Here is a 12,903-nt window from a genome sequence, read left to right as displayed (position 1 = left end):
AGGAACCGCGATGAAAAGGATGTTAACCCGCTGGCTGCTGCCAACCGTTACCGCGCTGTTTGCCCTGACCCTCGCGGCTCAGGCTGCCGAAGCGCCGGCACAATTCCGTATCGGCTATCAGAAAGGATCGGTCAGCATGGTGCTGGCCAAATCGCATCGGCTGCTGGAGCAGCGCTTCCCGGCCACCAACATTCAGTGGATCGAGTTTCCGGCCGGTCCGCAAATGCTTGAGGCGCTGAACGTGGGCAGCATTGACCTGGGCAGCACCGGCGACATCCCGCCGCTGTTTGCTCAGGCCGCCGGGGCGGATTTGCTGTATGTCGGCTCGGAGCCACCGAAGCCGCAGGCCGAGGTGATTCTGGTGCCGAAGGACAGTCCCATCCACAGCGTGGCGCAACTGAAAGGCCATAAAGTGGCGTTCCAGAAAGGCTCCAGTTCGCACAATCTGCTGCTGCGCGCGCTGGAACAGGCCGGCCTGAGCTTTAACGATATTCAGCCGACTTATCTGACGCCAGCCGATGCGCGCGCCGCGTTTCAGCAGGGTGATGTTGACGCCTGGGCGATCTGGGACCCCTACTATTCCGCTGCGCTGCTGCAGGGCAACGTCCGTGTGCTGGTGGACGGCAGTAAGCTGAACCAGACCGGTTCGTTCTACCTCGCCACGCGCAGCTTTGCTACCGATCACGGTGACTTCGTGCAGCAGGTGCTGCACACCTTTAGCGAAGCCGATGCGCTGACGCGCAGCCAGCGCCAGCAAAGTATCGATCTGCTGGCACAGGCGATGGGCCTGCCGAAGCCGGTGATCGCCAGCTACCTTGACCATCGTCCTCCGACCACCATTACGCCGGTCAGCGCCCACACGGCGCAGGCCCAACAGCAAACTGCCGATCTGTTTTATGCCAACCATTTAATGCCGGTCAAAGTCACCATTGCCGATCGCATCTGGCAGCCACAGCCGGCCCGGCCATAAGGAAATTTATCATGAGCGTATCCGTATTCTGGTTTCTTCCTACCCACGGCGACGGCCACTATCTCGGTACCGCCGAAGGCGCGCGCCCGGTGGATCACGGTTATCTGCAACAGGTGGCGCAGGCCGCCGATCGCCTCGGTTTTGGTGGCGTGCTGATCCCCACCGGCCGGTCGTGTGAAGATGCGTGGCTGGTGGCCGCCTCCCTGATTCCGGTGACGCAGCGCCTGCGTTTTCTGGTGGCGCTGCGCCCGGGAGTGATTTCCCCGACGCAGGCCGCACGGCAGGCCGCCACGCTCGATCGTCTCTCCAACGGGCGCGCGCTGTTTAACCTCGTTACCGGCGGCGATCCGGAAGAGCTGGCAGGCGACGGCGTTTTCCTCGATCACCGCGAGCGTTATGCCGAATCTGCGGAGTTTACCCGCGTCTGGCGCCGGGTGAGTGAAGGCGAAACGGTCGATTACGAAGGCAAGTACGTCAAAGTGCGCGGTGCACGATTGATGTTTAAAGCGGTGCAGCAGCCACGTCCGCCACTGTGGTTCGGCGGCTCTTCGGATGCCGCGCAGGATTTGGCCGCGGAGCAGGTGGATGTCTATCTGACCTGGGGCGAACCGCCCGCGCTGGTCAAAGAGAAGATTGAACAGGTGCGCGCCAAAGCGGCGGCGCAGGGGCGCACGGTGCGCTTCGGCATTCGTCTGCACGTAATTGTGCGTGAAACCAATGAGGAAGCATGGCAGGCAGCAGACCGGCTCATCGCCCATCTTGACGATGCCACCATTGCTAAAGCGCAGGCGGCTTTTGCCCGCACCGATTCAGTCGGTCAGCAGCGCATGGCCGCGCTGCACGGCGGACGGCGCGATCGGCTGGAGATCAGCCCAAACCTGTGGGCCGGCGTCGGTCTGGTACGCGGTGGTGCCGGGACTGCCCTGGTGGGCGACGGTCCGACGGTCGCGGCGCGTATGCAGGAGTATCAGGATCTCGGCATCGAGACCTTCATTCTGTCTGGCTATCCGCATCTGGAAGAGGCCTATCGCGTGGGCGAGCTGCTGTTCCCGCATCTCGACCTGGCCGTGCCGGAAATCCCGCAACCCCGCGTGGTGCAGGCGCACGGTGAAGCGGTCGCCAATGATTTCACCCCGCAAAAAGTCGCGCAGAGTTAAGGAGTCGCATATGGCAAAGGTCAATAAACAGCTGAGCAATGCCCTGCTGCCGTGGGCGCTGCCGGTGCTGCTGGTGGTGGTGTGGCAGGTTGCCTCACAGGCCGGCTGGCTGTCGACGCGCATCCTGCCCTCGCCGGAGAATATTGTCATCACTTTCTGGCATCTCGCGGCCAGCGGTGAGTTGTGGCAACACCTCGCCATCAGCGGCTGGCGAGCGGCAATCGGCTTTGCCATTGGCGGTTCGATTGGCCTGATTCTCGGGCTGATTACCGGCACGTCGCGCACCGGTGAACGGTTGCTGGATACCTCGGTACAGATGCTGCGTAACGTGCCGCACCTGGCGCTAATCCCGCTGGTGATTCTATGGTTCGGCATCGACGAGTCAGCCAAAATTTTTCTTGTGGCGCTCGGCACCCTGTTCCCTATCTACCTCAATACCTATCACGGCATACGGAATATTGACCGCGGCCTGGTGGAGATGGCGCGCAGCTATGGTCTCTCCGGCTGGAGCCTGTTTATTCAGGTGATTTTGCCGGGCGCGTTGCCGTCAATCATGGTTGGCGTGCGCTTTGCCCTCGGTCTGATGTGGCTGACGCTGATCGTGGCCGAAACCATCTCGGCCAACTCCGGTATTGGCTATCTGGCAATGAACGCCCGTGAGTTTCTGCAAACCGATGTGGTGGTGGTCGCCATCATTCTCTATGCCCTGCTGGGCAAACTGGCCGACGTGACGGCACAGCTGCTGGAGCGTGTCTGGCTGCGCTGGCATCCGGCTTACCAATTGAAGGAGGAGAACGCATGAGCAACGCAACGCTAAGCCCGGCGCGTCTGAACCGCGGTACCCCGGTGGGCGTCAATGGCGTCACCAAGCAGTATGGCAATCGCACCATCCTGAATCATATCGATTTACATATTCCAGCCGGCCAGTTTGTCGCGGTGGTCGGCCGCAGCGGCTGCGGTAAAAGTACCCTGCTGCGCCTGCTGGCCGGGCTGGAATCCACCACGCACGGTGAACTGCTGGCGGGCAACGCGCCGCTGGCCGAGGCGCGCGAAGATACCCGCCTGATGTTTCAGGATGCGCGTCTGCTGCCGTGGAAGAAAGTGATCGATAACGTTGGCCTCGGTCTGAAAGGCCGCGAGTGGCGCAGCGCCGCGCTTGAGGCGCTGGCGGCGGTCGGTCTGGCCGATCGTGCACATGAATGGCCGGCAGCGCTTTCCGGCGGACAGAAACAGCGGGTGGCCCTGGCGCGGGCGCTGATTCATCGTCCCGGCCTGCTGCTGCTCGATGAACCGCTCGGCGCACTTGATGCGCTAACGCGCATTGAAATGCAGGGCCTGATTGAGTCGCTGTGGCAGCAGCATAATTTTACCGTGTTGCTGGTGACGCACGATGTCAGCGAAGCGGTGGCGATGGCCGATCGCGTATTGCTGATTGAAGAGGGTCAGATCGGGCTGGATTTGGCGGTGGATTTACCGCGTCCGCGCCGCAAAGGATCGGCGCGCCTTGCCGAGCTGGAGGCCGAGGTGCTGGATCGGGTGATGAAGCGGGGAACCTCAGAGCAGCCCCTGCAGTTCGCGCAGCAGCGTTAATTCAGGACGCGCGATAAATCGCGCCGCTACAGAGGATTGCAACTCTTTGTAGCGGCGCAATTTATTGCGCATTGTTTTCTTACGCGTTCAGCGCTTTGGTGATCTTCTCGTACAGATCGCCGGACAGATTCTCCAGCCCTTTCAGCGTCTCCAGCGCCTTGCGCATCAGCGCCTGACGGTCGGCATCATAACGCTTCAGACGAATCAGCGGCTCAATCATGCGCGCTGCCACCTGCGGGTTGCGGCGGTTGAGATCGGTCAGCATCTCCACCAGGAACTGGTAGCCGCTGCCATCTTTGGCGTGGAAGGCTGCCGGGTTGGCCGAGGCAAACGCGCCAATCAATGAACGGATGCGGTTCGGGTTACCCATGGTGAACGAGCGATGCGTCAGCAAGCTACGTACCTTGCTCAGCACGTCTGCCGCCGGGCTGGTGGCCTGCAACATAAACCACTTATCCATCACCAGACCATCCTGATGCCAGCGCTCGTCGTACGCCGCCAGCAGCGCATCACGGCACGGCAACTGCGCCGCCACCGCTGCAGACAGCGCGGCCAGCGCATCGGTCATGTTGCTGGCTTTGTCGTACTGCGCCTGCACCAGTTTGCTGGCCTGCTCCGCGTCCGCAAACGCCAGATAGCTCAGGCAGACATTCTTCAGCGAGCGCTTGCCGATCTCGGCATGCTCGACTTTGTAGTCGCTGCTCTGGTTGGCGAGATACACCGCATAGAATTCATCGCTCAGCTCATTCGCCAGCGTGCGCACCAGCGCCGCGCGGACTGCGGCAATCGCCAGCGGGTCGATCACCTCGAACAGCTCGGCGATCTCATTCTCTGACGGCAGCGACAGGATCAGCGCCATCAGCGCCGGATCGCCCTGCTCATCCAGCAGCACCGCGCGGAAAGCATCGGCGACGTGCAGCGGCAGCGACAGCGGCTGGCCCTGCTGATGGCGCGCCACGTTGAGGCGGATATACGTCGCCAGCAGACTTTGCGCGGCATCCCAGCGCGAGAAGTCGTTGCGCGCGTGGCGCATCAGGAAAGTCAGCTGCGCATCGCTCCATTTATAGTCGAGCTTCACCGGTGCGGAGAATTCCCGCAGCAGCGACGGCACCGGCTGGAAATAGACGTTGTCGAAAATGAAGGTCTGGAACTCGTCGGTAACGTTCAGCACGTGATGAACCGGATGACCGTTGTGCTGCAACGGAATGACCTTGCCTTCACCGTCATACAGTTCGATATCCAGCGGAATGTGCAGCGGCAGCTTCTCTTTTTGATCGGCGGTCGGGGGCGTGTGCTGCGTGACGTGTAGCGTGTACTGCTCCAGCTCCGGGTTGTAGTCATCACGCACCGTCAGCACCGGCGTGCCCGACTGACTGTACCAGCGGCGGAATTGTGACAAATCGACGTTGGAGGCATCTTCCATCGCCTGCACGAAATCATCACAGGTGGCGGCGCTGCCATCGTGACGCTCGAAATAGAGCTGCATCCCCTGCTGGAACTGCTCTTCACCCAGCAGCGTGTGCAGCATGCGAATCACTTCAGAACCCTTTTCATACACCGTCAGGGTGTAGAAGTTGTTCATTTCAATCACCTGATCCGGACGGATCGGATGGGCCATCGGGCTGGCATCCTCGGCGAACTGCGCGCCGCGCATCACGCGCACATTATCAATACGGTTGACCGCGCGCGAGCCGAGATCGGAGCTGAACTCCTGATCGCGGAAGACCGTCAGACCCTCTTTCAGGCTGAGCTGGAACCAGTCGCGGCAGGTCACGCGGTTGCCGGTCCAGTTGTGGAAATATTCGTGACCAATCACGGCTTCAATGCCGAGATAATCTTTGTCGGTGGCGGTTTCCGCTTTGGCCAGCACGTATTTGGAGTTGAAGACGTTGAGGCCTTTATTCTCCATCGCGCCCATGTTGAAGAAATCCACCGCGACGATCATAAAGATATCGAGGTCATATTCGAGGCCGAAACGCTCTTCGTCCCATTTCATGCTGGCTTTGAGCGAGGTCATCGCCCAGTCCGCGCGGTCCAGGTTGCCGCGATCGACAAAAATTTCCAGCGCCACGTTACGGCCGGAACGGGTGGTAAAGCTGTCACGCAGCACATCGAAATCGCCGGCGACCAGCGCAAACAGGTAGCAGGGTTTCGGGAACGGATCCTGCCATTTCACCCAGTGACGCCCATCCTCGTGCTGACCGCTCTCCAGCTTGTTACCGTTGGACAGCAGGTACGGATAGCTAGCCGCGTCGGCGATCAGGGTAGTGGTGAAACGCGCCAGCACGTCCGGGCGATCGAGATACCAGGTGATATGCCGGAAGCCTTCGGCTTCACACTGGGTGCAGAGCGCCTCGCCGGATTTATACAGCCCTTCCAGCGCGGTGTTTTTATCCGGATGGATTTCATTAATGATGGTCAGGGTAAAGTTGTCCGGCAGCTGGCTGATGATCAGTGCGCCCTGCTCTTCGCGGTAGTGCGGCCACGGATTGCCATCCACCGCCAGCGACAGCAGCGTCAGCGCCTCACCGTCCAGACGCAGTTCAGCCTGCTGCGCGCCAAGGCGTTTTACCTGACTGACGGCGGTGACGCGCGTGGTCGCCGCATCAAGATCAAACGTCAGGTCGATATCGGTGATGGTGTAATCCGGCGCCCGGTAGTCGTGGCGATATTTAATTTGCGGCTGTTGCGTCATAAATCCTTCTCGCATCGTTAATATAGTCAACCCTCAGAGTCTAAGCGGGTTGCGCCCGGGTTGCCACGCACAATGCGTGCGTTGCGCCAAAAGTCTACAATTCATTAACAATGGCACAAATGACCCTCGACCTGTCACCTGCAATTATGGTGTGATCGCGGTGATTACTGTTTTATACTCCTGCGTCTTTATGACTTTGTTGAATACCGGGCTCTGCTCCGCGGAAGAGGATGCTGAAACGCACCATGACTGGACACGCTTCCCCGATTTTGACCACGCTGCTTGATACCGATGCCTATAAGCTTCACATGCAGCAGGCCGTTTATCATCGTTACTACGATGTCCCGGTAACGGCAGAATTTCGCTGCCGCAGCGATGAGCAGCTCGGCCAGTATGCCGACGCCATCCGCACGCACATTACTGCCATGCAATCTCTGGCGCTGAGCGATGACGAATATCGTTACCTCAGCAGCTTACCGTTTTTCCAGCAGGATTATCTCGACTGGCTGCGCCAGTTCCGCTTCGATGCCTCGCAGGTTGAGGTGCGCGACGATCACGGACATCTGCGCATTCAGATTCGCGGCCCGTGGCGTGAAGTGATTCTGTGGGAAGTGCCGCTGCTGGCGCTGATCAGCGAAGTGGTACACCGCCACCGGACGCCGGAAAGCGGCGCGGAACAGGCGGTGGCGCATCTGCAGCAGAAGCTGGTGCACTTCCGTGAGCAGGTGGGCGATCTCGATATGTCGCGCTTCCAGCTGATGGACTTTGGCACGCGCCGTCGTTATTCGCGCGCGGTGCAGGAAGCGATTGTCAGCACGCTGAAAAACGAATTCCCGTGGCTGCTGGGCACCAGTAACTACGATCTGGCGCGCCGGTTGCAGCTTAACCCGGTCGGAACCCAGGCACACGAATGGTTCCAGGCACATCAGCAGATCAGCCCGGTACTGGCCAACAGCCAGCGCGCGGCGCTGCAGTCGTGGCTGGATGAGTACGATAACCAGCTCGGCATTGCCCTGACCGACTGCATCACGATGGACGCCTTCCTGCGTGATTTCGGCCCCGGTTTTGCCCATCGCTATCAGGGCCTGCGCCATGATTCGGGCGATCCGGTGGAGTGGGGAGAAAAAGCCATTGCGCACTATCAGCGGCTGAATATCGATCCGCTCAGCAAAACGCTGGTGTTCTCCGACAATCTCAACCTCGATAAAGCGCTGGCGCTGTATCGTCATTTCGGTCAGCGTGCGAACGTGGTATTTGGCATCGGCACCCGCCTCACCTGCGATATTCCCGGCGTCACGCCTTTGAATATCGTGATCAAACTGGTGAGCTGCAACGGCAAACCGGTGGCCAAACTCTCCGACAGTCCCGGTAAAACCATCTGCCAGGATAAAGCCTTCGTGCGCGCCCTGCGCAAAGCCTTCGACCTGCCGCTGGTCAAACGCGCCAGCTAATTGGCCTGAGCAGGGTGCCTGCGCCCTGCTCTGCGCCAGAAAATCTCTTTATTCCCCGGCAATTTTGCTTGTTTCCTGGTGGCTCGCAAGTAACATAGCTAAACCCCGGAATGGGGCTTATTTCACTCCATCTTCATTTATATAGAGAGATTTTTATGAGCGTAGTGCCTGTAGCGGATGTACTGCACGGCCGTGTCGCGGTTGACAGTGAAGTCACCGTACGTGGTTGGGTACGTACCCGAAGAGATTCCAAAGCCGGTCTTTCCTTCATCGCCGTTTATGACGGTTCCTGCTTTAATCCCGTTCAGGCCGTCGTCAATAATTCTCTGAATAATTATCAGGATGAAGTGCTGCGTCTGACCACCGGCTGTTCGGTGATCGTCACCGGTAAAGTGGTGGAGTCGCCGGGTGAAGGTCAGGCATTCGAACTGCAGGCGACCCAGGTTGAAGTCACCGGCTGGGTAGACGATCCGGATACTTATCCGATGGCGGCTAAACGTCACAGCATCGAATACCTGCGCGAAGTGGCGCACCTGCGTCCGCGCACCAACATTGTCGGTGCCGTGGCGCGCGTACGTCATACGCTGGCGCAGGCGCTGCATCGCTTCTTCCATGAAAACGGCTATTTCTGGGTCTCCACGCCGCTGATCACCGCCTCTGACACCGAAGGTGCCGGCGAGATGTTCCGCGTCTCAACGCTGGATCTGGAAAACCTGCCGCGCGACCCGCAGGGCAAAGTCGATTTCGATAAAGACTTCTTTGGTAAAGAGGCTTTCCTGACCGTTTCCGGCCAGCTGAACGCCGAGACCTACGCCTGTGCGCTGTCCAAAGTGTATACCTTTGGCCCGACGTTCCGTGCCGAAAACTCGAATACCAGCCGTCACTTAGCGGAATTCTGGATGCTGGAACCGGAAGTGGCGTTCGCTACGCTGGACGATGCGGCTGCCCTGGCGGAAGCGATGCTGAAGTATGTGTTTAAAGCGGTACTGGAAGAGCGTGCTGATGATATGGCGTTCTTCGCCGAGCGCGTGGATAAAGAAGCCATCGCCCGTCTGGAGCGCTTCATCACCACGGATTTCGCCCAGGTAGACTACACCGACGCCGTCGACATTCTGCTGAAAAGCGGCCAGAGCTTCGAGAACCCGGTGTCATGGGGCGTCGATCTCTCTTCCGAACACGAGCGTTATCTGGCGGAGAAACACTTCAAAGCGCCGGTGGTGGTGAAGAACTACCCGAAAGATATCAAAGCGTTCTACATGCGTATGAACGACGACGGTAAAACCGTGGCGGCGATGGACGTGCTGGCACCGGGCATCGGTGAAATCATCGGCGGTTCCCAGCGTGAAGAGCGTCTTGATGTGCTGGATGCGCGCCTCGCTGAAATGGGCCTGAATAAAGAAGATTACTGGTGGTATCGTGACCTGCGTCGCTATGGCACCGTGCCGCATGCCGGCTTCGGTTTAGGTTTCGAACGTTTAATCGCCTATGTCACCGGCGTACAAAATGTAAGAGACGTTATCCCGTTCCCACGCACGCCACGTAACGCGAATTTCTAAGATTTAAGATTAAATATAAGAAATTCATATATATATTGAGGTCGGCCCTGCCGGCCTTTTTTTATTTTTGTAAATTTTGAGTTCTCTCACAAAGTTCCCGATATTTTACAAATTGTAATACAATTTTGCTTTTTGATACGTAATTACGAGAATTGAATCATTTTCGGGCTAGAATTAGCAACCCCGTGATGGAAAGATGCGTGCAGACACAGGAGACATCAAACTTCTTTCAAGGTTCCCGTAAAGGTTTCTTGACGGCAGTGGCAGATGTCCAAATAACTCCAATGAGGGTAATAAATAATGATGAAGCGCAACATTCTTGCAGTGGTTATCCCTGCTCTGTTAGCTGCCGGCGCAGCAAACGCAGCAGAAATCTATAACAAAGATGGCAACAAACTGGACCTCTACGGTAAAGTTGATGCGCGTCACCAGTTCTCTGACAACACTGATGATGACGGCGACAAATCTTATGTTCGTTTTGGCTTCAAGGGTGAAACTCAGATTACCGACCAGCTGACCGGTTACGGCCAGTGGGAATACAACGTACAGGCTAACGTAGCTGAATCTCAGGGTACCAGCGGTTCTAAAACCCGTCTGGGCTTCGCCGGTCTGAAATTTGCTGATGCAGGCTCCTTCGATTACGGCCGTAACTACGGCGTACTGTACGACGCAATGTCTTACACTGACCAGCTGCCAGTGTTTGGTGATGATACCCTGTATCAGGACAATGACAACTTCATGACCGGTCGCTCAAACGGCCTGGCAACTTACCGCAACAGCAACTTCTTCGGTCTGGTTGACGGTCTGGGCTTTGCTGTTCAGTATCAGGGCAAAAACGAAGGCCGCGGTCCACGTTACGACAACGGTGATGGCTGGGGTACCTCTCTGTCCTATGACACTGGCATGGGCATCAGCGCAGTGGGTGCATACTTCTCTTCAGATCGTACCAATCAGCAGCAGCTGGATGGCAACGGTGAGAAAGCAGATGCATACGGTTTCGGTCTGAAATACGACGCCAACAACGTTTACCTGGCAGCATTCTACGGCGAATCTCGTAACCTGACTCAGTACGGCAACAACGGTTCCAATATTGTTGATGGTGTAAGCACTCCATATAACTTTGCTGCTAACAAAGCTCAGGCTTTCGAAGTGGTTGCTCAGTACCAGTTCGACTTCGGTCTGCGTCCATCCATCGCTTACCTGCAGTCTAAAGGCAAGGACCTGAACTCTGTAGGTACCTTCGGCGGCGGCGATGCTGACCTGGTTAAATACATCGAAGTGGGTACCTACTACTACTTCAACAAAAACATGTCCACCTACGTTGACTACAAAATCAACCTGCTGGACGACAACGACTTCACCCGTTCTACCGGTACTTCTACCGACGACGTGGTTGGCGTTGGCCTGGTTTACCAGTTCTAATCTGCCGATTCGAACTGCGTAACACCTCAGAAACGGAGCCTTCGGGCTCCGTTTTGCATTTCAGTGATCGGGCTCCCGATTAGCGCCATTACTTTATACGCCACAGTTATTTCTTTTTTATGTCAGCGGTTGGCAAGCGTTGCGTCTGACGTTAACCTGATAGCTCATTTTGCTAAAGTTCACCCTAACGGAACTGACTCATGTTTGAATCAATCTCTGCCGCACCAGCCGATCCTATTCTGGGACTGGCTGACCTGTTTCGCGCCGACGACCGCCCGAATAAAATCAATCTTGGCATTGGTGTTTATAAAAATGAAACCGGCAAAACGCCGGTGCTGACCAGTGTGAAAAAAGCTGAGCAGTATCTGCTGGAGAACGAGACCACCAAAAACTACCTCAGCATTGATGGTCTGGCTGATTTCGCGCGCTGCACGCAGGAACTGCTGTTTGGCAAAGAGAACGCGCTGATTAGCGCTGGCCGCGCCTGCACCGCGCAGACGCCGGGCGGCACCGGAGCGCTGCGCGTCGCCGCGGATTTCCTCGCTACGCAAACCAACGTGAAACGCGTCTGGGTGAGCAATCCCAGCTGGCCGAACCACAAAAACGTGTTTAACGCCGCCGGTCTGGAAGTGTGTGATTACCAGTATTACGATGCGGCGAACCACAGCCTCGACTTCGACGGCATGCTGGCCTCGCTGCAGGAAGCGCAGGCGGGCGACGTGGTGCTGTTCCACGGCTGTTGCCATAACCCGACCGGTATCGATCCTACCGCTGACCAGTGGCAACAGCTGGCGCAGCTGTCGCTGGAGAAAGGCTGGCTGCCGCTGTTCGACTTCGCCTACCAGGGCTTCGCGCGCGGTCTGGATGAAGATGCTGAAGGCCTGCGCATTTTCGCCGCATCCCATCAGGAACTGATTGTCGCCAGCTCCTACTCGAAGAACTTTGGTCTGTATAACGAGCGTGTCGGTGCGCTGACGCTGGTGGCGGCAACGGCCGACGTGGCGAAGACAGCATTCAGCCAGGTGAAATACAGCATCCGCGCCAACTACTCTAACCCGCCGTCGCACGGTGCTGCCGTGGTCGCCACCATTCTCGGTAACGACGCGCTGCGTACCATCTGGGTGCAGGAGCTGACCGACATGCGTCAGCGCATTCAGCGCATGCGTCAGCTGTTTGTGAATACCCTGGCGGAGAAAGGCGCACAGCGCGATTTCAGCTTCATCATCAAACAGAACGGCATGTTCTCGTTCAGCGGTCTGACCAAAGATCAGGTGGTGCGTCTGCGTGAAGAGTTTGGCGTGTATGCGGTGAATTCCGGTCGCGTTAACGTGGCAGGCATGACGCCGGATAATATGTCGGCACTGTGCGAAGCGATAGTCGCGGTGCTGTGACCAACGAAAAATGGGCCTGATGGCCCATTTTTTTATTGCAGGAAAGGATTACTGACGCGCTCGTGGCCGAGGGTGGAAATCGGGCCATGGCCGGGGACAAACGTCACATCATCACCCAGCGGCAGAAGTTTATCCCGGATGGCGGCGATCAGATCGCTGTGGCTGCCCTGCGGAAAATCGGTGCGTCCGACGCCACCGTTAAAAATCACATCACCTGAGATCAGCAGACGGCCAGCACGGTCAAAGAACACGATATGGCCAGGCGTATGCCCTGGACAATGCAGCACTTCCAGCGTCACGTTGCCCAGCTGTACCGTTTCGCCCTCTTCCAGCCAGCGATCTGGCGTCAGCGGCGCGCACTCCGGCAAACCAAACATCCGGCTTTGAGTGGGCAGGTTATCCAGCCAGAAGGCATCGGCTGGCTGCGGCCCGACGATCGGCACCTGATAGTGCTGCGCCAGTTCCGCAGCGGCACCGACGTGATCGAGATGGCCGTGGGTCAGCAGGATTTGCGACGGCGTTAAGCCTCGCTCCGCCAGCATGGCAATAATGGTTTCGGCATCGCCGCCGGGATCAACCAGCGCAGCCTGTTGCGTCTCGTCCTCCCAGATAACGGAACAGTTCTGTGAAAAGGCGGTGACCGGAATAATCAGGTAATTCATAGCGCTCCA

At 57.8% G+C, this 12,903-nt stretch carries 10 protein-coding genes; 8 read left to right on the top strand and 2 right to left on the bottom strand.

Annotated features, from left to right (window positions below):
* The first annotated feature begins 10 nt into the window (after positions 1-10).
* From CBW22_RS08285 to ssuB, 4 genes are read left to right on the top strand one after another with little or no spacing between them, the layout of a single operon-like run.
* Complete coding sequence (locus tag CBW22_RS08285; RefSeq protein ID WP_021508322.1) at positions 11-970, top strand: sulfonate ABC transporter substrate-binding protein; 960 nt, start codon at positions 11-13, stop codon at positions 968-970.
* A gap of 11 nt (positions 971-981) precedes the next feature.
* The gene (ssuD, locus tag CBW22_RS08280; protein ID WP_058775379.1) at positions 982-2,127 is read left to right on the top strand and encodes an FMNH2-dependent alkanesulfonate monooxygenase; all 1,146 of its coding nucleotides are present in this window, start codon (positions 982-984) and stop codon (positions 2,125-2,127) included.
* Positions 2,128-2,137: 10 nt separating this feature from the next.
* Entirely contained in the window at positions 2,138-2,929 is a 792-nt protein-coding gene (ssuC, locus tag CBW22_RS08275; protein ID WP_058769561.1) for an aliphatic sulfonate ABC transporter permease SsuC, read from the top strand.
* On the top strand, positions 2,926-3,717 hold the full coding sequence (ssuB, locus tag CBW22_RS08270) for an aliphatic sulfonates ABC transporter ATP-binding protein (RefSeq protein WP_021508325.1): 792 nt from the start codon (positions 2,926-2,928) through the stop codon (positions 3,715-3,717). Before ssuC ends, ssuB begins: the two co-directional genes overlap by 4 nt.
* 79 nt (positions 3,718-3,796) lie before the next feature.
* On the opposite strand, the gene pepN is transcribed toward ssuB, so the two are convergent.
* Positions 3,797-6,412 carry an aminopeptidase N gene (pepN, locus tag CBW22_RS08265; RefSeq protein ID WP_088516430.1) on the bottom strand — a complete coding sequence of 872 codons (2,616 nt, stop codon included), beginning with the start codon at positions 6,410-6,412 and terminating at the stop codon, positions 3,797-3,799.
* 245 nt (positions 6,413-6,657) lie between these two features.
* Here pepN and pncB point away from each other — a divergent pair, with 245 nt between their 5' ends.
* From pncB to CBW22_RS08245, 4 genes are all read left to right on the top strand, one after another.
* Positions 6,658-7,863, top strand: a complete 1,206-nt coding sequence (gene pncB / locus CBW22_RS08260; RefSeq protein WP_058780857.1) for a nicotinate phosphoribosyltransferase — start codon at positions 6,658-6,660, stop codon at positions 7,861-7,863.
* Between the two features lie 155 nt (positions 7,864-8,018).
* On the top strand, positions 8,019-9,419 hold the full coding sequence (gene asnS / locus CBW22_RS08255) for an asparagine--tRNA ligase (protein ID WP_031279853.1): 1,401 nt from the start codon (positions 8,019-8,021) through the stop codon (positions 9,417-9,419).
* 300 nt (positions 9,420-9,719) lie between these two features.
* Positions 9,720-10,841 carry a porin OmpC gene (ompC, locus tag CBW22_RS08250; protein WP_021508329.1) on the top strand — a complete coding sequence of 374 codons (1,122 nt, stop codon included), beginning with the start codon at positions 9,720-9,722 and terminating at the stop codon, positions 10,839-10,841.
* 200 nt (positions 10,842-11,041) lie between these two features.
* Positions 11,042-12,232 carry an amino acid aminotransferase gene (locus tag CBW22_RS08245; RefSeq protein WP_088516429.1) on the top strand — a complete coding sequence of 397 codons (1,191 nt, stop codon included), beginning with the start codon at positions 11,042-11,044 and terminating at the stop codon, positions 12,230-12,232.
* Positions 12,233-12,264: 32 nt separating this feature from the next.
* On the opposite strand, the gene CBW22_RS08240 is transcribed toward CBW22_RS08245, so the two are convergent.
* Positions 12,265-12,894, bottom strand: coding sequence for an MBL fold metallo-hydrolase (locus CBW22_RS08240; RefSeq protein WP_088516428.1), 630 nt, complete (start codon positions 12,892-12,894; stop codon positions 12,265-12,267).
* Positions 12,895-12,903 lie beyond the last annotated feature (9 nt).

The sequence above is a fragment of the Pantoea sp. VS1 genome (assembly GCF_002207995.1).
GTDB lineage: Bacteria > Pseudomonadota > Gammaproteobacteria > Enterobacterales > Enterobacteriaceae > Pantoea > Pantoea dispersa.
This window is presented reverse-complemented; position numbering and strand designations above follow the sequence as displayed.

Bases quoted from the DNA above. Each gene is read 5' to 3' on its own strand.
- asnS (WP_031279853.1), top strand. From the start codon at position 8,019: ATGAGCGTAGTGCCTGTAGCGGATGTACTGCACGGCCGTGTCGCGGTT.
- CBW22_RS08245 (WP_088516429.1), top strand. From the start codon at position 11,042: ATGTTTGAATCAATCTCTGCCGCACCAGCCGATCCTATTCTGGGACTG.
- ssuB (WP_021508325.1), top strand. From the start codon at position 2,926: ATGAGCAACGCAACGCTAAGCCCGGCGCGTCTGAACCGCGGTACCCCG.
- ssuC (WP_058769561.1), top strand. From the start codon at position 2,138: ATGGCAAAGGTCAATAAACAGCTGAGCAATGCCCTGCTGCCGTGGGCG.
- ompC (WP_021508329.1), top strand. From the start codon at position 9,720: ATGATGAAGCGCAACATTCTTGCAGTGGTTATCCCTGCTCTGTTAGCT.
- CBW22_RS08285 (WP_021508322.1), top strand. From the start codon at position 11: ATGAAAAGGATGTTAACCCGCTGGCTGCTGCCAACCGTTACCGCGCTG.
- pepN (WP_088516430.1), bottom strand. From the start codon at position 6,412: ATGACGCAACAGCCGCAAATTAAATATCGCCACGACTACCGGGCGCCG.
- CBW22_RS08240 (WP_088516428.1), bottom strand. From the start codon at position 12,894: ATGAATTACCTGATTATTCCGGTCACCGCCTTTTCACAGAACTGTTCC.
- ssuD (WP_058775379.1), top strand. From the start codon at position 982: ATGAGCGTATCCGTATTCTGGTTTCTTCCTACCCACGGCGACGGCCAC.
- pncB (WP_058780857.1), top strand. From the start codon at position 6,658: ATGACTGGACACGCTTCCCCGATTTTGACCACGCTGCTTGATACCGAT.